Raw genomic sequence first — 19,813 nt, forward strand, 5'->3', positions numbered from 1 at the left:
GGACGGATACCTCCCACAAGCAAGGGGCACGCCATGCCATCGCGTTCACATCGCGCTGTATTCCCTCCGACCAGCGCCAGCGGTCTGGTCCGACGTTTCACTCTGAGCAGTCTCGCGCTCGCCATCAGCACCACGCTGCTGGCGACTCCCGCGCAGGCCTATTCCGACATCTATCTCTTCGGCGACAGCCTGAGCGATTCCGGGCAGTTCCCCGATACCACCCTGGGCGGCCTCAACAGCCTACGATTCACCAACCGCAGCGGGCCGGATTACGAGAACTCGCCCTATGGCAGCGTCTCGACCCAGTTGCTGGCCACGGAGCTTGGGCTTGCCGCTGAGCCTTCCACCTCGGTGATCTATCCGCTGGCCGGCTTCAGTGACGGCACCAACTACGCCGTGGGCGGCTATACCACGGCGCAGATTCTGGCCTCGGTGACCGACGAGGATGGCTCCGAGGTGGTCATCCCCGCGGGCAGCCCGGGTGGTGGTACGGTGCTCAGGGTCGAGGATGGCTATCTGGTCAGCACCGGCGGCAGTGCCGACCCGGACGCGCTCTATTACGTCAACGGCGGTGGCAATGACTTCCTGCAGGGCGTGATCACCTCACCGGCCACGGCGGTCGCCTCTGCCGGCAATCTGGCCGCGGCGGTGGAGGCACTGGCGGCGGCGGGGGCGACTACCATCATGGTCTCCAACCTGCCGGATGTCGGCAGCACGCCGGCAGGTCAGTCGGCGGGTGCCGCGCAGGCGGCGGGGACCTCCGCGCTGGTGGGCGTCTTCAATGACGCGCTGGGCGAGCGATTGGCGGCGCTGGATGGTCAGGTCAACATCATCCGGCTCGACACCGTCGGCATTCTCGAGGAGGTACTGGCATCGCCGGCCGAGTTCGGCTTTGCCAGCGACGTGCCGCTGACCCAGGTGTGCTTCTCGGACAGCTGCAACGTCACGCCTTATGGGCTGGGCGGAGCTGCAGAAGACCCGGACTCCCTGCTGTTCAATGACGGGGTGCACCCGACCACCGCCGGTCAGGAGATTCTCGCCGACTACGCCTATGCGATGCTCGCCGCGCCCTCGGTACTGGGGTTGGCGCCGCAGCTGGGCACGGGGGCGCTCAATGCCAGTCAGCGTAGTCTCGCCGATGAATTGCGCCCCGGGGCGCAGCATCCGCACGCGGGAGGGGAGACGGGCGTGCGTGTGTTCGCCATCGGCTCGGCCACTGGCGGCACCGGCGATGGGGAGACCTCCACCGGCCAGCAAGGCGTTGACAGCGAACAGCGCGGCGCGGGTGTCGGCGTGATGCTGCCGCTGGACAACGCGCTCGGCCGCGCCTGGGGCGGGGTGGCGGTCAGTCAGCGCCATGCGGACTTCGATGTCGACGACGGCAGTGAGCTTGAATTGGAAGGTCAGGTATTCAGTCTGTTCGCCCGTCAGCAGCTGGGCAGAGTTGGCATGCAGGCAGTGGCCAGCTACGGTGACTTCGAGTACGATCTCGACCGCCATGTCGCGCTGGGCCAGTCATCGCGCACCCTGTCCGGTGAGACGGATGGCGATGGCTTCAGCGCCGAGGCGCGTCTCGATTATCGCCTCACCGCCGCCGATTCGCTGTGGTACAACGCGCCCTTCGTGGCCTATCGCCACACCGAGTCCGACCTCGATGGCTACACCGAATCCGGCTCCGCCGCCAATGCCCTGAGCGTCTCGGATCAGACGCTGCGCGATCGGCGTGTCGAGCTGGGCTTCATGGTCGATCGCGCCGTCGCGGATGGCTTCGGCCTCTACGGGGAGCTGGCCTACGGCAAGCGTCTCGATGATGACGCCGAGAGCGCCGAGGTGCGTCTGGCGAGCCTGCCGACCAATGCCTACAGCGCCGAGGATCTCGATCGCGGCAGTGACAACTACCTGCGTGTCGATGGCGGCTGGCGCATGCAACTGGGCCGCAATGCCATGTTGCATCTGGGCGCCGGCATCGAGACATGGGATGAGGTGACGGCGCGCGGCGAGGTGGGCGTGAGTTATACCTTCTAGAAGCGCAAGCCGCCGAGAGAGAAGGGAAGCGTGAGAGACAAGAAGACCCCGTGACATTGGCATGTCGCGGGGTCTTCTGTTTTCAGTTCGCTGTCAGTTCAGTCGGCCTTGCCAGCAAGGCAGCGTCACTGATCAGTCTTCTTCACCTTCCGGCAGCTCATCGCTGAGCTCTTCTTCCACATCGGCGTGGGAGAGGCGCAGACCGCCCACCGGCAGGTCATGGCCATCCAGCTTGGCCACTTCGCCGTCGAGCTTCAGGCGGCCTTCGAGGAACCAGCGCACCGCGATCGGGTAGATCAGATGCTCACGCGTGTGCACGCGTTCCTTGAGGCTGGCTTCATCATCACCTTCCAGCACGTTGGCGACGGCCTGGATCGCCACCGGACCACCGTCGAGCTCCTCGGTGACGAAGTGCACGCTGGCGCCGTGTTCCTTCTCGCCAGCTTCCAGAACCTTGCGATGGGTATCAAGGCCCGGCCAGGCCGGCAGCAGTGACGGATGGATGTTGATCAGTCGACCGAAGAAGCGCTGCACCAAGATCGGCGACAGGATGCGCATGAAGCCGGCCAGCACGATGAGATCCGGCTCGTGGCGTTCGATCACCTTGATCAGGGCGCCATCGTAGTGCTCGCGATTCTCGTACTCGTCATGCGGCAGCACCACGGCATCCACGCCCGCTTCGCGTGCGCGCACCAAGCCGTAGGCATCGGCCTTGTTGGAAATCACCGCGACCACGTCGCCGCCCAGCTCATCGTGCTCCTGAGCCTCCAGCAGCGCCTGCAGGTTGCTGCCGCTGCCGGAGATCAGTACCACGACGCGTGGGCGTACCGGCGTGTCATCCGCCTCGAAACCGTTGCCGAAGCCGCCGAGAGTGTCACCGTTGGAGGCGTTGGTAGTCGGTTCGATCATGCGGACAGATTCTCCAGCTGGACCTGTTCTTCTTCGCCCTTGCGTGCACGGATAGCACCGAGGGTGAAGACCGTCTCGCCCTGGGCTTCCAGGTGAGCGCGCGCGGCATCGGCATCCGCCGCGGCCACGACGACGACCATGCCGACGCCACAGTTGAGCACGCGGTGCATCTCGTGCTCCTCGACATTGCCCTGCTGCTGCAGCCAGTCGAACACGGCCGGACGCTTCCAGCTGGCGACGTCGATCTCGGCGGTGCAGTCTTCCGGCAGCACGCGCGGAATGTTCTCGAGCAGACCACCACCGGTGATGTGGGACATGGCGTGCACGGCCACACCGCTTTCCTTGAGCAGCGACAGCAGCGGCTTGACGTAGATGCGCGTCGGCGCCATCAGGGCGTCAGCCAGCGGCTGGCCGTCGATCTGCTGCTCCAGCAGCGAGGCATCGGCGACTTCGAGAATCTTGCGGATCAGCGAGTAGCCGTTGGAGTGCGGGCCGGAGGAGGCCAGACCCAGAATCACGTCGCCTTCGCCGACCTTCTTGCCGTCGAGGATCTCGGACTTCTCGACCACACCGACGCAGAAGCCGGCCAGATCGTAGTCACTGCCTTCGTACATGCCCGGCATCTCGGCCGTCTCGCCGCCGACCAGTGCACAGCCGGACTGCAGGCAGCCTTCGCCGATCCCGGTGACGACGTCAGCGGCGATGTCGACGTCCAGCTTGCCGGTGGCATAGTAGTCGAGGAACTGCAGCGGCTCGGCGCCGGCGACCACCAGATCATTGACACACATGGCGACCAGATCGATGCCGATGGTGTCGTGACGGTTGAGGTCCATGGCCAGGCGCAGCTTGGTGCCCACGCCATCGGTACCGGTGACCAGCACGGGCTGGCGATAGCCTTGCGGCAGTTCGCACAGGGCGCCGAAGCCACCCAGACCACCCATCACTTCCGGGCGGTGAGTGCGCTTGGCGACACCCTTGATGCGTTCCACGAGGGCGTTGCCTGCATCGATATCGACACCTGCATCCTTGTAGCTCAAGGAAGTCTTGCTGGGCGAGGAGTCCTGGGGGCGTTGCGTCATGTGAGGTTCCTGTCGGTGCGGCCTGAGCGGTGAGACACGATCGATCGGGGGAAAGAAAGGCGGCTATTGTAGCATTGCGCTTCACGGCTGACACCGTGGCGTTTCACAAAAAATGGCCATGATGTGAAAGACACGCCCCGAGCGCTTTCCTGAGGGCGCGCCAGTCCCTTTGGCCATCTTTCGTCAGGCGGGTCGTCCCGTTCGCCGGGCGCTTGTGGGTGAGTCAGTGACAGGCAACAATGGGGGCATGCGTGGACCGTCGGCGACATGCCGCCTGTGAGCCACACAGCTTGTCTCAAGGAGTGATGATGCAGCGTAAATGGTGGTTGCTGGCCGCAGGCGTGGCCCTGCTCGGGTTGCTGGTTCTGCTGGAGCCGATTCTGATGCCGTTCTTCATCGGCATGATTCTCGCCTATCTGGGCGACCCGCTGGCTGACTGGCTGGAAGAGAAGGGCCTGTCGCGCCGACTGGCCGTCAGCCTGGTGTTCAGCGTGCTCTCGGTGGTGCTGCTGATCGCGCTGCTCATTCTGGTGCCGCTGCTCGGGCGTCAGCTGGCGCAGTTGATCAGCTTCATGCCGATGGTCTTCAACTGGATACGCGAGACGATCCTGCCGGAAGTGCAGGCCTTCACCGGCATGGATTTCAGCGCCGATTTCGATCAGGTGCGCTCGCTGCTGCTGGGCAACTGGAAGGAAACCGGTACCTTCGCCGCCGCTTTCCTGGGCACCGTCTCCAAATCCGGGCTCGCCATGGCCATCTGGCTGGGTAACCTGGCGCTGATTCCCGTCGTCACCTTCTATCTGCTGCTTGACTGGGACCGCATGAAGGAGAAGCTGCAGGGGCTCCTGCCGCGCCACATGGAGCCGACCGCCACGCGGCTGGCCCATGACTGCGACGAGGTACTGGGGGCCTTCCTGCGAGGGCAGCTGCTGGTGATGCTGAGCCTGGGCATCGTCTATGCCATCGGCCTTGCCATCATCGGCCTCAAGTTCGCGCTGCTCATCGGGCTGGTGGCGGGGCTTGCGAGTATCGTGCCGTATCTGGGCGTCATCGTCGGGGTGTTGATCGCGGCGACGGTGGCCTTCTTCCAGTTCGGTGAGTGGTGGGCGCTGCTGGCGGTGGGCGGTGTCTTCGCGCTGGGGCAGCTGCTGGAAGGCGTGGTGTTGCAACCCCTGCTGCTGGGCGACAAGATTGGCCTGCACCCCGTGGCGGTCATCTTTGCCGTCATGGCCGGCGGGCAGCTGTTCGGGTTCACGGGCATTCTGCTGGCGCTGCCGGTGGCCGCCGTGATCATGGTGCTCTTGCGTTATCTGCATGATCGCTATAAAAACAGTACTTTATATGATCAACAGCGTGATTCTCGCCCCGTGGCCGCCAGTGAGCCACCCGCGCCTTCGGCGGCAGAGGATACCCAGTGATCGAGAGAGATCACGGCAACAACAACCAGCATGACGGATGGCAATGACACAGGGACAGATGGCACTCGGCGTCGGGGTACGCGACGCCGCGACCTTCGACAACTACCACTTCACCTCCACCTCGCTGGCAGAGGCCCTCAAGGGGCAGCTTGCTGACGGCGGGGAGCCCTTCGTCTATCTATGGGGCGGTGAGCAGAGTGGGCGTAGCCATCTGTTGCAGGCGGCATGCCATCTGGCGGGAGAGCAGGGCAAGCGTGCCTTCTACCTGCCGCTCAAGGAGATTGGCCACTTCCCGCCGCACATGCTGGAAGGGCTGGACGAGATGGATCTGGTCGCCATCGATGACCTCGAGAGCGTGATCGGCCGCAAGCGCTGGGAAGAGGCGCTGTTCCACCTCTACAACCGCCTGCGTGACAGTGGCCGCCACCTGCTGGTCAGCGCCAGCTGTGCGCCGCGCCTGCTCCCCGTCACCCTGCCGGACCTGGCCTCACGCCTCTCCTGGGGCGTCACCTTCCACCTCTCCGGCCTGGATGATGCCCAGCGTCTCGAGGCGCTCAAGCTGCGCGCCAAGGACCACGGCCTCGCGCTACCCGATGAAGTCGCCCGCTACATCCTGCATCGCGGGCCGCGCAGCCTGCCGGGACTGTTCGCCGCGATGATCGAGCTCGACAACGCCTCGCTCTCCGCCCAGCGCAAGCTCACCATTCCCTTCGTCAAGCAGACCCTCGGCTGGTAGGGCAGCGCCTGCGTGGGCCCGGTGGCCCAATCTTGCCTTCATCACGACCGCGGCACCGATATTGCAGTCTCTTTCCCATCATCTCTGTCTGAGGACACGCGGCATGAACAGGTTAGACAAGCATCGGGAGCGCATGCACAAGCAAGCCAACTCGATCGGCAACTTCCTGGTCGAAGGCTTTCACTACCTCGGCCTGTTCGCCATCGGCGGCGCGATTGCCATCGCCTCGGTATCGGCCTTCTTCGAGATGTTCGCCAAGGGCTCGGCCAGCGTCGATGACATCCTGCTGCTGTTCATCTATCTCGAACTCGGCGCGATGGTCGGTATCTACTTCAAGACCAACCACCTGCCGATCCGCTTTCTGCTCTACATCGCCATCACCGCGCTGACGCGCTACCTCATCGGTGATGTCTCCCACCACAAGGCCCCCGATATCGGCCTGCTCTACCTCTGCGGCGGCATCTTCTTCCTCGCCCTCTCGGTACTCGCCGTACGCTACGCCTCCTTCAAATACCCCTCCAGCAAAGCCATTGACCCGATGGGCGGCACGGTAGGTGATAAAAAAGGAGATTGTTAATTTAGATAAAAAGTTTAAACGTATGTTGTGTAATTAATATGGCCTCATTACACCTCGAGGCCATATTAATCTAGTTTTAGAATTGTAGTTTAGTCGTCTGACCAGTCAGAAGGTAGTTCATCAGTAGCTCTTAGATATCCGACGTTTAGCCCTACGGCTGCAAATACTTTTGCGGCATCTTGGTTTCTAGTTAAAGCTGAGTCAACATCATTTAATTTTTTTGTGCCTTCTAGTTTGGATTGCCATATCGGGTGACCAACGAATTTCTCAATCATTTCTGAAACATTATTTATTATTTCAGGTGCCGGTTCTTGGTGTATAAAAGCATTTTCACGGTCAGTGACAAGCAAATGAGCTACAGCAGTTTTGATCGTCTGTGAAAAATACTGTAATGATGCTTGATACGTAAGTCGCTTGCGCCGCTCTATCTGTTGCGGGCTTAGTTCTCCACCACCATTAGGATCGTATGTCAGCCTAGCAAAGCTATTTATAATGTTGATAATATAGCTTAGTTCTCTTTGCCGTATGATTTTTCCATCTTCACCCTTCTCTTCTCTTGGCTTAAGATTGATTAGCTTTTTTACAACCTTGTTCTGGAATGATGTTTCTTTTATCAAGGGGATGTCTTTATTACTTTCGCCTGTACTTTCGATGTACTCTTTTATTGCCAAGTCCGGATTTTCAATAACGCTCTTTATAAGTGCTGCTTCAAGAGCTGATTTTGCCCTTTTTTTCTCATCCTTTTCTATCCAATCTAAGAACCCTAGCTCTGAAGAATCCTCTTCACCCACATTTGATATATAGCTTTCATATCTACTGGACCACTCTTCCTCAAATTTTGAGGCTAATTCGAAGCTCGATAAAGGTAGTTTTTTTATACGAGACTGTACCGAATTAACTAATCTGATAGCTTGGTTTTTAGAAAAATTTAAGTATATTTTTATCGCAATCCTATCACGCCCAGCTAACCAAGAAGCAACGGTCTTATGTTGCCCATCGAACATCAATATTTTATACCCGTTAGATGTTTCTTTAAGTCTGCAACCCGGTGGTTCATGTAGTGGGTTGGTTAATATGTCGCTATATATGCTAAGGATTTGCTTGGATTTAATGTTTCGAGGCTGACATTCAGAATCATTCCAAATTACCTCTCTAGGTACTTCTATGAAGATAAACTCAATATTTTCTTTGCCTACTTTTTCATTATAGATATTTATCTCTTTGATGGTGCCAGGGAGGTGGAAGCTAATGATGTTGTCTTTTTTTATTTCGTAATCAACTTCAACAGGTTTGATGTTAAAGAATTCTTGTGCCTTTTCATACTGTACGTCAAATCTGCTCGCCTCTAGGAAAGCATGAAAGCGAAGGTAAGGCCTAACTGTGATCGATGGGTTGTTTCTTTTGAATCTATTGCATTTTACATGTACAAGATTTAAGTTATCTCTATCAGTTTTACCGCCATTGCTCTCTGGTACATCATGATCAGCTTCGATTGAATCTGATGATTTATTAAGAGTATCTGCGCATAAGAAGCAAACTCCACCGGATTTTATCCATAGAAAATCTTCAATTCCGTCACGCTGAGCTTCAGGAAGCATTTTTTTCATTTTACTGGATATTTTAATTGGCATAATTAAGGATTCTCTTGGGTTGTAAGTGCTGAAATTATAGTGTTTCTAAGCTTAATGTCATAGTATGTTATTTTCATGATTTGGCCTGAATTAAGAATTCTAACATTGTGTATGAGATCCACTGAGCGTCAGACACAACCTGCGGCTGCCGCCGTGGTCGCGGTGTTCGCCGAGCCAGATGCCCTGCCAGGTGCCGAGCGCGAGGCGATTGACGCCGCGGCGGGCTTCGACAGGTAGCGTGAGTTGGGTGCCGAGCAGGCTGGCGAGCACGTGGGCGGGCATGTCGTCATCGCCTTCGAGGGTGTGGCGGAAGTAGGGCAGGTTGCCGGGCACCAGGCGGCGCAGGAAGGCGTCCATGTCGTGGCGCACGTCGGGGTCGGCGTTCTCGTTGAGCGTCAGCGAGGCGGAGGTGTGCAGCAGCTGCACATGCAGCAGGCCAACACTGACCGGCGGCATTTCGGCCAATGCCTGCTCCACCTCGTCACTGATGAGGTGAAAACCGCGCTTGCGGGCGGAGAGGGTGAGAGTGTCGCGTTGCCACATGAGAAGCCCTGCCTGTCGTTGATTCAGTACATGCTAAACATGACAAGCCAGAACGCAAAAGGCCAGCCCCTGAGGGCTGGCCTTTTGCGGCGTGCTGCGCTGGCTCATCTCAAGCGAGAGGAGGGCGACAGCATGGCGCCGCTGCCATCACCCGGCAGTGGTGGCGGCTTCGCTGACGGTGCGACGGGCGGCCTTGGCGGTGACGCGCTCCGGTTCTGTCTTGCCGATCTCGCGGGCGAGCCAGTCGGCGAGCATGCGCACGCGGGTCGGGATCGGGCCGCGCGGCAACAGCATGCCGATCTCGACCGGCGGGATCTCGTCGCATTCCAGACGCTTGAAGGACTGGCCGTTGCGCTCGCTGAGCGAGTTGACCCAGTCGATGGGCAGCACGGCGCGAATCAGGCCATCGGCGACGTAGTCGGTGAGGACTTCGAGGTCATCGGACTGGATGTGATTCGGGCGCGGGTCTTCCGGGTGACGCGAGAGCGAGGTGCCGGAGACCAGCGGTTCCAGCTCGCCCCACGGCAGCTCTTCGGGATGCTCGACATGCGAGGCCGCGTAGGCGGCTTGCTGCCACTGGGTCAGCGGGCGGAAGACGTGAGTGCTGCCGGCCAGGTGCGGGAAGCCGATGACCAGATGCGGCTGGTTCTCGAGAATCTCGCGACCGTTGTGCCACAGCTTCAGCTTGATATCGACTCCGTCGTGCTCTGACAGGAAGCTGGTGAGAGCATGGCCCAGGAAGTGACGACCCAGCGCTGGGGTGGCGTGGATCCGAATGGTGCCGGTGAGGTCCGACTGACGATCCTCGATGGCGCGGTGCGCTTCATCATCGAGGTTGGCCATCGATCGCGCATAGCGGTAGAGAGTCTCACCCGCTTCCGACAGGCGGATACCGCGATGGCCGCGTTCCACCAGACGAGTGCCAAAGCGGCCCTCGAGGGCGTCGAGGCGACGGCTGACGGTGGATTTGGGCAGGCGCAGGCGTTCGGCAGCGCGGGACAGGCTGCCGAGATCCGCGACCATCAGAAAGGTGTTATAGGCGTCGATATCGCTCATCGAATAGGTCCGGTTGTTCAGGGGGTCGGGGTGTGTCGTCAGGGAAACACCCACCTTGTACGGGCCATGTCGGGCCCGTCGCAGCGCAGGGGCTGCACAACGGATTGCCTGTCGATGACCGTGCCCCTCGTACCGCGGGGGGATGCCCCGGGCAAAGACGCGCTCATCGATCAACAACCGCTCCTGTCAGTCGTGCACCGCAGCGCACGTCGACAGGTCTTGCACTTGATTCTTGCCTTCAACTCTTGCGGCCGGCTCGTGAAGCCCGGTCTTGGGGCTCAGTCTTGAAGCCTGGTCTTGAAGCCCGGTCTTGAAACCGGTCTCGAAACCCGGCTTCGCGCACAGTGCCGCGCCAGAAACGCGAGAACGGATTTCAGGCGCTGGATGCCGGCGACTCTGAGCAGGCTAACAATATCACCATCCCGTCATTGTTGCATCCAAAGTCGCACGCATTGCGCAATTCCGATCTCCGTGAAACGTGACACCTCGGCAGAATGCGCAACGGCGGGGGACTGGCGTCATTGGCGGCATGACGGCTCAGACGTCAGTGACCGGAGATGGTTCCGTATCTGATGACAGACAGGTGAGAAAAAGTGTCTTTTTCGTGAGGCAAGGCGCAGGGCAGGTCCTTGCGCGGCTGGGGGGGCCTTCTGCCACGAGAAATCGGGAATCGGCGAGGGGGTAGATGGGTGCGAGGCGAGTGGGCGTGCCCGTGAGGAGGGCACCCGATTGCAGGTTTCGAGAAGAGGCGTTGCAGAAACGGTAGATGACGGAAATGTGCAAGAAAGTGCATTATCTCGCCTGCAAAGAAGAATCATTATTATTATTAATCTTGGGAACGCTCCGCTCATGACAGTCTGCCTCTCTTCGCGCCACACCGTCAGCGCTTCACGCGCGACGGTCTTCACTCCTCGTCCGCTGGTCGCGGCCATTGCCTTGCTGTGTGCCGGGACGGTCAATGCCGAGCCGCTGCAGATGCAGACACTGCAGGTCGAGGAGGATCGCCTCGAGGCCACGGCGGTGGTGGACAGCGAAGAGCTTGCCCTGCATCAGGCGCGTGATCTCAAGGACATCTTCCGCGATACGCCTTCCGTCACCGTTGGCGGCACCACGGCCTCCTCCGAGAAGCTCTACGTCCGCGGGCTGGAAGATACCAACCTCAACATCAGCATCGATGGCGCCAGCCAGAACGGCTACCTGTTCCACCACAGCTCCAACTTCAACATCGAGCCGGAGCTGCTCAAGCGCGCCGAGGTCCAGGCCGGGCCGGGGGCGGCGGACAACGGGCCGAACGCGCTGGGTGGCAGCATCAAGTTCGTGACCAAGGATGCCCAGGACCTGCTCAAGCCGGGTCAGAGCGTCGGTGGCATGGTGAAGGGCAGCACGGAATCCGCGGCAGATGCCGTCAAGGGCACGCTGTCGGTGTATGGGGAGGTGGCGCCCAACGCGGGGCTGCTGTTCACCACCAGCGCACGCAACAGCGATGATTACCGCACCGGCGGCGGTGATGAGGAAGAGGGCACCGGCGGTCATCAGCGCAGCTATTTCGGCAAGTTCAGCCTGCTGGATCAGGGCGCGCACAGCCTGCGACTCAGCGCGGAGCACAATGAGGACACCGGCATCTACTGCGTGCGTCCCAACATGGAGTGTCAGCCGTTCAACAACGCCAAGGTCGATACCGAGCTGAGCCGTGACACCTATACCGCCAACTACGATTTCGAACCGGGCTCGCGGCTGGTGGATGTGCACGCCAATGTCTTCCACTCCAGTACGGAAGTGGACCGCACGTCCCTCGCTACCGGGGCCAGCTCGAATGCCAAGGTCGAGAGTGTCGGAGGGGATCTCAACAACACCTTCCGCTTCGGCCCCGAGGCGATGAACAACCGTCTGACCCTGGGCAGTGATTACGTCGAGGATGAATCCAGCACCGCTGGCTTTGACGAGACGGCGCGCAACATCGCGCTCTACGCCCAGCACCGCATGACGCTCGGCGCGGTGGATCTGTCCTTCGGTGCCCGGGTCGATGACTACCGGACCGAATACGCCAATGGCGAGACGCTGGATGACACCGATGTCAGCCCCAACGCGAGCCTCAACTGGCGTGTCGGCGGGGGTGTCGAGCTGTTCACCGGCTACGCCACGGCCGTGCGTGGCAACAAGGGCCGCGAAGCCCTGTTGATCGACGGGGGCGTCGGCCCGGGCGAGACGCTGGTGGTCGAGCCGGGTCTCGAGGCCGAGACCTCGCGCAGCACCGAGGTCGGTGCCCGCTGGAAAGGCGAGGGCATCCTCACCCAGCGTGACCGTGCCGGACTGGAAGTCACCTACTTCGATACCCACTTCGACAACTACATCACCGAAGGGTCGGCGGGTGACGTGACCACCATCACCAACATGGAAGGTATCGTCACCAGCAAGGGTGTCGAGGCGCGAGCCACCTACGGACTGGGCGGCTGGGACATGACGCTGGGCTACCTGACCATGGACCTGGAAGACAACCAGGGCGAGACCGTGGTGGATGACATGGGGCTGGGCAACCAGACCGGAGACCGCTGGAGCCTGGACAACCGTTACACCTTCGCCGACCCGCAGCTGACTCTTGGCTGGACCGTGACCGCCTACGAGCGCCTCACCGACCTGCCGGATGACCAGAGCGAGCGTGCCGGTTACGCCACGCATGACCTCTACGCCAGCTGGGTGCCGGGTGACATGCCGGACCTGACTCTGACGGCCGGTCTCTACAACCTGTTCGACAAGGAATACTCCGACCAGAACACCTTCTATCTGGAAACCAACAGCCCACGTGGCATCACGCCGGGCGCCATCACCAGCCCGGGGCGTGACGTGCGTCTGTCGGCGGCGTATCGCTTCTGATCAAAAGGTGCTGTCAGCCAGCGTGTCTCTGACGGAAGGGCATCGCCAGCGGTCGTGATCCAGGCTCGCACCCCGGGAGGCTTCACTGACGCGTAGCCCCGCTCCAGAGAACGAGGTAGCGACACGGCGGCAACGGCAGCACCGATGCAAGGGCATCAGCGCAGGAACGTCAGTGCAGGAACGTAAGCGCAGGAACGTCAGCGCAGGAACGTCAGCGCAAGAAAAAAGCGGCGCCATCGTGTTTTCACGGTGGCGCTGTCTTGTCTTTGGAGTACGCGTGCTGCATGGCGCGGGCCCCGGCCGGCCTGCGTCCCGCGGGCAGGCTGTGCTACCATCGCGACCAAATGTCGGAGAGCCGCTGCACGACTCTTCGCACCGCACTCACGTTCCCGCCCGTGGCGGGTGATCGTACGAATAAGGAAGGATGCATGGCGCTTCTGAAGATTTTTGTCGGCACGATGTATGGCGGCTCACTGGATGTGGCCGAGCAGGTGCAACCGCTGTTCGAGCAGGCAGGCTATACGGTGGAAGTGCTTGACCAGCCGACACTGGAAGACTTGACGGAGACACGCCCGGATCTGGCGCTGTTCGTCACCTCCACCACCGGCAGTGGCGATGTGCCGGGCAACCTGAGCGGCTTCCTCAATGCGCTCTCGGCCCAGTCACCGGCGCTGGACTGGCTGCGTTATGGTCTCATCGCTCTCGGCGACAGCTCCTACGGCGAGACCTACTGCGGTGCCGGGCGTCAGCTGGACGAGCGTCTGGCGGATCTGGGCGCCACGCGCCACGGCGAGCGCCTCGAGATCGATGCCATGGAGACCTTCATGGCGGATGACGCGGCCCTGCCGTGGGTCGAGAGCTGGATTCCGACGCTGCCGGCGACCGCCTGATCCCGTCACGCCGGGCGTGCCCGGCGTCCGACTTCTTCGTCGTGTTCGATTTCCACGTTGCCCGACCTTTCCTCGAGACTGCTGCACATGCCGAAACTCAATCCTGATCATCCGCGCGCCCGCAACCTGACACCGCAACGTGTCTCCGTGCTGGCGGGCCTCGCCATCGTGATGGTCGCCAACATTCCGCGTTTTCTGCTCAGCGGTGACACCACGCGCCTGATGCTGATCAGTGGCTTTGCCGTGGCCGTCGCGGCGCTGGGGGTCTACATCTATCGCCAGCTCTCCGATGTCGCCCAAGGCGAAGTGCCGAGGCTGATGCGTCGCGTGTTCGTGTGGCTGGTGGTGGGCCTGGCGGCGATGGCAGCCTTCAACTTCGCCGCGCCGATGCTTGATCGTCCCAGGGAAGGGGCGCTGGAAGTGCTGGTTGATGGCCTGACACTGGGGCTGGTGGCGCATGTCATCAGTCTGTGGATGCATCGGGGCCGCAAGAGCGACTGAGCCCTGTCTGCCGCAAACGACGACGCCCCCGGCCAGTGATGGTCGGGGGCGTCGTCGTATCAGGCCCGGGGCTGATGTCCCGGGCGTCACGGCCTCACTTGCACAGCGTGTAGCAGGGCTCGTAGTCGCTGCCCGGCAGCTTCATGCGGCCCTGGGCCACGAAGGAGGTGAGCAGGGCGTCGAGACGCTCCATCAGCTCGGCTTCGGCGGTCAGGCGGAAGGGCCCATCGCGCTCGATCTCCTCGATGCCTTCCTTCTTGACGTTGCCGGCGACGATGCCCGAGAAGGCACGACGCAGGTTGGCGGCCAGCTCATGCACCGGCTGGTTGCGATGCAGCGCCAGGCTCGACATGTTGGCGTGGGTCGGCGCGAAGGGCTGCTGGAAGTGCGGGGCGATATGCAGACGCCAGTTGTAGTAGAAGGCGTCGTGATGCTGACGACGGAACTCCGCGACGTCATCGATGCCGCCTCGCATGGTGCGCGCCACCTCGACTGGATTGTCGATGATGATGGTATAGCGCGAGCGCGCTTCCTCACCCAGCGTATAGGTGATGAACTCGTCGATCTGCTGGAAGTAGTCGGCGCTGGAGGCCGGGCCGGTGAAGATGACCGGGAACGGCAGGCCTTCGTTTTCCGGATGCAGCAGGATACCCAGCAGGTAGAGAATCTCTTCCGCGGTACCCACGCCGCCCGGGAAGACGATGATGCCATGCGCGGTCCGCACGAAGGCCTCAAGGCGCTTCTCGATGTCCGGCATGATGATCAGTTCATTGACGATCGGGTTGGGTGACTCGGCGGCGATGATGCCCGGCTCCGAGATGCCCAGATAACGGCCCTGCTTGCGACGCTGCTTGGCATGCGCGACGTTGGCCCCCTTCATCGGGCCCTTCATCGCGCCGGGACCACAGCCGGTGCAGATGTCGAGTTCGCGCAGGCCGAGGTGATAGCCCACGTCCTTGGTGTACTCGTATTCCTCGCGATTGATCGAGTGGCCACCCCAGCAGGTGACGAGGCTCGGTTCACGCGAGGACTTCAGGGCACCGGCGTTGCGCAGGATATGGAACACCGCGTTGGTGGTGCCTTCGGTGGTGGAGAGATCGAAGCGGGGCGTGTTCTGGATCTCGTTGGCTACGTAGACGATGTCGCGCAGCACGCTCGAGAGGTGCTCACGAATGCCGCGGATCATCTTGCCATCCACGAAGGCATCACCCGGCGCATTGTCGAGCTTCAGACGGATGCCACGATCCTGCTGCAGCACCTCGATCTCGAAGTCCTTGTAGGCATTGAGCACCGAGACGCTGTCATCGGTCTGGCTGCCGCAGTTGAGCACCGCCAGCGCGCAGCGGCGCAGGATGTCATGCAGGCCATTGGAGGAGGTGTCGCGCAGGCGATTGACCTCATCCTGGGAGAGAACTTCCAGGCTGCCTTCCGGTGAGATGATGGTGGAGACCAGCGTCGAGCTGGCATCGCGGGAGTAGGTGGTAGCTTCACTGGTGACAGAGTTCATGACCGTCTTCCTTGTGTCAGGCGCCCACGGCTGACTGGGCGCGGTTCCGGGCTTCTGCCCAGAGTTCGGCGATGCGCTCGCGGTCGTCCACGCTCATGCCGTCCTGGGCAAAGGCGTGCTGCATCCACTCTTCGAAGGTGGCGTCAAAATCTTCCGCGACCACATCGGCGGCATCGTAATCGGCGTTCTCGAGAACCAGTTCCACCTGGGGAATCATGTATCCCAGCGGGAAGAGGTCGACTTCGGCGCATTCGCTTTCCATGGCGAGCAGTGCCTTGTGGATGGCTTCGCCGCGCGCGGCCAGTGGATCAAGCATCTGGAGCATCTCGTGATTCGGGCCAGTCGCGAAGACTGGTCGGGGCAGAGGAAAGGCGCCGAGCCCTGCCGCGTCATTCGGGCATCGCCCACGAAAGACGCAGCCAGAGCGGCACCTGGCAATGAGGATGATGCTAACACGCGAGGGCGCCACGGCGCAGCGCTGCGCATGGCGGCTGGCTCTGGTAGAATCATGGGCTTTGCGGGTCGGTGGCCCTGTGCAGACATTCAGGCAGCTATCGGCAACACGACGCGCCGAGTCGCGTCCCCCGTTCGTGAGTGGTCAGTGCCTCCATGTTCAACGCCCAGTATTTTCGTACCTTCATCACCCTGGTGGAGACCGGCAGCTTTACCCATACCGCGCGCAAGCTGGAAATGACCCAGCCCGGCGTCAGCCAGCATATCCGCAAGCTGGAGCAGTACCTGGGGCGCTCGCTGCTCAACCGTCAGGGACGCAAGTTCTCGCTCACCGCAGCGGGGCGTCGCTGTTACGACTACTCCGTCAAGCTGTTTGCCGAGCACACCCAGTTCATGCACTCGCTGGATGATGACTCGCCTGACAGCGGGGAATGCCGTGTGGCCAGCCCCTCAAGCGTCGGGCTGATGTTCTATCCGTTCACGCTCGGCTATCAGCAGCAGCATCCGGGGCTGACGGTCAGCTACAGCTTCGCCTTCAATTCCGAGATCGTGCAGGACGTGCTGGCGGGGCGCTTCGATCTTGGCATCGTCACCGAGCCGGTCAAGCATCCGGATCTCAACTTCGAGCTGTGGCATCAGGAGCCGCTGTGCCTGGTGGTGCCCGCCGACTTCGCCGGCAACAGTCTCAATGAGCTGATGGCGCTGGGCTTCATGAATTACGCCGACGGCGTCAACAACGCCAGCGCCTTGCTGCGCGAGAACTTCGCCGGTGAATTCCGCTCGATGAGCCACTTCCCGCAGCAGGGTTTCACCAACGACATCGGCATGGTGCTGGATGCCGTGGCACGTGGCCTGGGCTTCACCGTCGTCTCGCGCACGGTGCTGGAGACGTCCCCGTGGCAGCGCCAGGTGCGCGAGATGCCGCTCACCGAGGCCGTCTACGAGAACCTGTACATCGTCACGCGTGACAATGCCGAGGTGCCGCGCCGCTATGAGCAGTTGCTGGGCGAATTCCGCCTGCAGCGCCGCAACACGCTCTACGGCTACGCCGATGCCCCGGAAAGCTTCGACAACATGGACCTCGACGGCATGGTGTAACGCCTGCCATGGCGTGACAGGGCTCCCCTCAATCCTGCCCCGGAAACACGAAGACCCGCTCCTCGAAGCGGGTCTTCGTGTTTCCGGGGCAGGGACAGGCCCGCGTCAGGGCGTCGCTTGGAGCGCACCGTCCTGTTTCAGTGCACGACCCCGGCTTGCGACCAAGGCCTGATGCGACGCCGCCACGGCGCGTGGGATGCTGGATGACAGCCTGACCAGTGTCGTGAGGTGTTTGCGCGACTTGCTGCCTACCCCTTGTTCGTTGTCATCGAGGAACCCGTACCGTGTCTTCTTCCAAGTCCCGATTCGTTGATGCACCGCCTGCCGCGAGCGACGTGGCCGATGCCCAGTCCTTTCGCCAGTCGTTCTCGCTGCTGTCGCGCATGGAGGTGACGGAGCTTGACGAGGCGCTGCGTGGCGAGCTCGCCCGGCGCTGTCGCTGGCAGGGATGGGAGTCACGCCACATGAGCTCGAGCCAGGCCGCCGAGCTGATTCGCGATGGCATGACGGTGGGCATGAGCGGCTTCACGCGGGCGGGGGAGGCCAAGGCCCTGCCGTTGGCGCTGGTGGAGAAGGCGCGCCGCGAGCCGTTCTCCATCACCTTGATGACCGGGGCCTCGCTGGGCAATGACCTGGACGGTCAGATGGCGGACGCCCACATGCTGGCGCGGCGCATGCCGTTCCAGGTCGATCCGGTGCTGCGCCGTGCCATCAACGCCGGCGAAGTGATGTTCATGGATCAGCATCTCTCGGAGACGGTGGAGCTGCTGCGCAACCATCAGCTGAGTGACATGGACGTCGCGGTGGTCGAGGCCAGTGCCATCACCGCCGACGGCGGCATCGTGCCGACCACCTCGGTGGGCAATTCGGCCAGCTATGCGATTCTGGCCGACAAGGTGATCATCGAGCTCAATCTCGAGTCCCCGGCGGCACTCGAGGGACTGCACGATATCTACATTCCGCAGATGCGCCCCAGCCGTCAGCCGATCCCGGTGGTGGCGCCGGATTCGCGTATCGGCACGCCGTACATCCCCATCGACCCTGCCAGGATCGCCGCCATCGTGCTGACGCGTGGCAAGGACAGCCCCTCGACCTGTACCCCGCCGGATGAGGATACCCGGCGGATGGCGGACCATCTGGTCGAACTGCTCAAGCAGGAGGTCACGCTGGGGCGTCTGACGCCTGCGTTGCTGCCGCTGCAGGCCGGGATCGGCAGCATGGCCAACGCGGTGATGAGCGGACTGAAGGAGGGGCCCTTCGAGCACCTCACCATGTACTCGGAGGTATTGCAGGACTCCACCTTCGATCTGCTGGATGCCGGCAAGCTCGACTTCGCCTCCGGCTCCTCCATCACCGTCACCGAGGAGCGCGGGCGCACCCTGTGGAAGGACCTCGAGCGTTACCGTGACCGTCTGATCCTGCGTCCGCAGGAGCTGTCCAATCATCCGGGCATCGTGCGGCGTCTCGGCGTGATCGCCGTGAATACCGCGCTGGAATTCGACATCTACGGCAACGTCAACTCCACCCACGTGTGCGGCACGCGGATGATGAACGGTATCGGCGGCTCCGGGGACTTCGCGCGCAATGCCCAGCTCTCGGTGTTCATCACCAAGTCACTGGCCAAGGGCGGGGATATCTCGAGCGTGGTGCCCTTCGTCAGTCACGTGGACCACACCGAGCATGACGTGGACATTCTGGTGACCGAACACGGCCTGGCGGATCTGCGGGGTCTGGCCCCGCGAGAACGCGCGGTACTGGTGATCGAGAACTGCGCCGACCCGCGCTATCGTCCCGCGCTGCGGGCCTACTTCGAGGAGGCCTGCCGGCGGGGCGGCCATACGCCGCATTGCCTGGAGCAGGCGCTCAGCTGGCATCGCGAGGTGGAAGTGCACGGCAACATGCGCGCCCTGTGCACGCCTGAGCAACGCGGCGATGTGCCGGCGAAGCAGGCAGGTGAGAAGGTCAGCGCCGGCTAGCGCGGCGTTCAGGCCGCTCTCGCCATCGGGGCGGCCAGCCACCAGACGCCAGAAACCAGGGCGGCTCAGGCGACTGACTCAAGTGATTGACTCAAGCGACTGACTCAAGCGGCAAGCGACAGGCGACGAAAGCCAAGCGACAAGCGACAGGAGGGCGGATCACTGATCCAGACCGTTTTCCTTGCGCTCGTCTTCGCATTCCGGGCTGCCCATCTCATAGTCACGGCATAGCTGGGGGCGGCGATCATAGATGGTGCACATCAGCGTCTCGCGATCGACGGCGGCACACCAGCCATCATCGAGGCGGCGCATGACTTCGCCCCCCCACTCATCCTCGTCGATCAGATAGTCCGGCACGCCGGTATCGGTGAGCAGGATGACCTCAAGCCTGCAGCAGCAGGCCTGGCAGTTGCTGCAGGTGATCTCGGGATTCACAGGTGTCGTATCGCCGGTAGCGAACGGCGATACGTCGGTAATCGGAATATTCATCGGGTCAGGGTCAGCCACAGTGAGTCAGGTGCCATCATCGGCACGCTTCAGCCG

17 protein-coding genes are annotated in these 19,813 nt (G+C 61.7%); 9 read left to right on the forward strand and 8 right to left on the reverse strand.

Going from position 1 to position 19,813, the window contains the following annotated elements:
• Nucleotides 1–33 precede the first annotated feature (33 nt).
• Nucleotides 34–2,025: an autotransporter domain-containing protein gene (locus QD228_RS14270; RefSeq protein WP_279875930.1), complete on the forward strand. Its 1,992-nt coding sequence runs from the start codon at nt 34–36 to the stop codon at nt 2,023–2,025.
• Between the two features lie 132 nt (nt 2,026–2,157).
• On the opposite strand, the gene purN is transcribed toward QD228_RS14270, so the two are convergent.
• Both purN and purM read right to left on the reverse strand, forming a co-directional pair.
• Nucleotides 2,158–2,934, reverse strand: coding sequence for a phosphoribosylglycinamide formyltransferase (purN, locus tag QD228_RS14275; RefSeq protein WP_279875931.1), 777 nt, complete (start codon nt 2,932–2,934; stop codon nt 2,158–2,160).
• Nucleotides 2,931–4,013 (reverse strand): phosphoribosylformylglycinamidine cyclo-ligase, encoded by a 1,083-nt coding sequence (gene purM / locus QD228_RS14280; protein ID WP_279875932.1) that lies wholly within the window; start codon nt 4,011–4,013, stop codon nt 2,931–2,933. Before purM ends, purN begins: the two co-directional genes overlap by 4 nt.
• A gap of 308 nt (nt 4,014–4,321) precedes the next feature.
• Here purM and QD228_RS14285 point away from each other — a divergent pair, with 308 nt between their 5' ends.
• From QD228_RS14285 to QD228_RS14295, 3 genes are all read left to right on the forward strand, one after another.
• Entirely contained in the window at nt 4,322–5,431 is a 1,110-nt protein-coding gene (locus QD228_RS14285; protein ID WP_103751398.1) for an AI-2E family transporter, read from the forward strand.
• Nucleotides 5,432–5,468: 37 nt separating this feature from the next.
• Nucleotides 5,469–6,167: a DnaA regulatory inactivator Hda gene (gene hda, locus QD228_RS14290; protein ID WP_084208224.1), complete on the forward strand. Its 699-nt coding sequence runs from the start codon at nt 5,469–5,471 to the stop codon at nt 6,165–6,167.
• Nucleotides 6,168–6,270: 103 nt separating this feature from the next.
• The gene (locus QD228_RS14295; RefSeq protein WP_279875933.1) at nt 6,271–6,744 is read left to right on the forward strand and encodes a phosphate-starvation-inducible PsiE family protein; all 474 of its coding nucleotides are present in this window, start codon (nt 6,271–6,273) and stop codon (nt 6,742–6,744) included.
• 89 nt (nt 6,745–6,833) lie between these two features.
• On the opposite strand, the gene QD228_RS14300 is transcribed toward QD228_RS14295, so the two are convergent.
• The 3 genes from QD228_RS14300 to QD228_RS14310 all read right to left on the reverse strand — a co-directional run bounded on the left by QD228_RS14300 (nt 6,834) and on the right by QD228_RS14310 (nt 9,974).
• Nucleotides 6,834–8,375 (reverse strand): HNH endonuclease signature motif containing protein, encoded by a 1,542-nt coding sequence (locus QD228_RS14300; protein WP_279875934.1) that lies wholly within the window; start codon nt 8,373–8,375, stop codon nt 6,834–6,836.
• A gap of 99 nt (nt 8,376–8,474) precedes the next feature.
• Nucleotides 8,475–8,918: a secondary thiamine-phosphate synthase enzyme YjbQ gene (locus tag QD228_RS14305; RefSeq protein WP_279875935.1), complete on the reverse strand. Its 444-nt coding sequence runs from the start codon at nt 8,916–8,918 to the stop codon at nt 8,475–8,477.
• Nucleotides 8,919–9,065: 147 nt separating this feature from the next.
• Complete coding sequence (locus tag QD228_RS14310) at nt 9,066–9,974, reverse strand: LysR family transcriptional regulator (RefSeq protein WP_077374153.1); 909 nt, start codon at nt 9,972–9,974, stop codon at nt 9,066–9,068.
• A gap of 849 nt (nt 9,975–10,823) precedes the next feature.
• On the opposite strand from QD228_RS14310, the gene QD228_RS14315 reads away from it, so the two are divergent.
• From QD228_RS14315 to QD228_RS14325, 3 genes are all read left to right on the forward strand, one after another.
• On the forward strand, nt 10,824–12,845 hold the full coding sequence (locus QD228_RS14315) for a TonB-dependent receptor (protein ID WP_279875936.1): 2,022 nt from the start codon (nt 10,824–10,826) through the stop codon (nt 12,843–12,845).
• A 428-nt stretch (nt 12,846–13,273) separates the two neighbouring features.
• Nucleotides 13,274–13,735, forward strand: coding sequence for a flavodoxin domain-containing protein (locus QD228_RS14320; RefSeq protein WP_077374146.1), 462 nt, complete (start codon nt 13,274–13,276; stop codon nt 13,733–13,735).
• Nucleotides 13,736–13,822: 87 nt separating this feature from the next.
• Nucleotides 13,823–14,236 (forward strand): hypothetical protein, encoded by a 414-nt coding sequence (locus QD228_RS14325; protein WP_077374143.1) that lies wholly within the window; start codon nt 13,823–13,825, stop codon nt 14,234–14,236.
• A 94-nt stretch (nt 14,237–14,330) separates the two neighbouring features.
• Here QD228_RS14325 and ppnN read toward each other — a convergent pair whose 3' ends face one another.
• Nucleotides 14,331–15,743: a nucleotide 5'-monophosphate nucleosidase PpnN gene (gene ppnN / locus QD228_RS14330; protein ID WP_077374140.1), complete on the reverse strand. Its 1,413-nt coding sequence runs from the start codon at nt 15,741–15,743 to the stop codon at nt 14,331–14,333.
• A 16-nt stretch (nt 15,744–15,759) separates the two neighbouring features.
• Complete coding sequence (locus QD228_RS14335) at nt 15,760–16,059, reverse strand: hypothetical protein (RefSeq protein ID WP_077374137.1); 300 nt, start codon at nt 16,057–16,059, stop codon at nt 15,760–15,762.
• Between the two features lie 293 nt (nt 16,060–16,352).
• On the opposite strand from QD228_RS14335, the gene QD228_RS14340 reads away from it, so the two are divergent.
• Together QD228_RS14340 and QD228_RS14345 are read left to right on the forward strand one after the other, a co-directional pair.
• On the forward strand, nt 16,353–17,294 hold the full coding sequence (locus QD228_RS14340) for a LysR family transcriptional regulator (protein ID WP_077374134.1): 942 nt from the start codon (nt 16,353–16,355) through the stop codon (nt 17,292–17,294).
• A 284-nt stretch (nt 17,295–17,578) separates the two neighbouring features.
• Entirely contained in the window at nt 17,579–19,270 is a 1,692-nt protein-coding gene (locus QD228_RS14345; protein ID WP_279875937.1) for an acetyl-CoA hydrolase/transferase family protein, read from the forward strand.
• Between the two features lie 159 nt (nt 19,271–19,429).
• On the opposite strand, the gene QD228_RS14350 is transcribed toward QD228_RS14345, so the two are convergent.
• Nucleotides 19,430–19,759: a YkgJ family cysteine cluster protein gene (locus tag QD228_RS14350; protein ID WP_077374131.1), complete on the reverse strand. Its 330-nt coding sequence runs from the start codon at nt 19,757–19,759 to the stop codon at nt 19,430–19,432.
• Nucleotides 19,760–19,813: the final 54 nt, after the last annotated feature.

The sequence above is a fragment of the Cobetia sp. 3AK genome (assembly GCF_029846335.1).
Lineage (GTDB): Bacteria > Pseudomonadota > Gammaproteobacteria > Pseudomonadales > Halomonadaceae > Cobetia > Cobetia marina.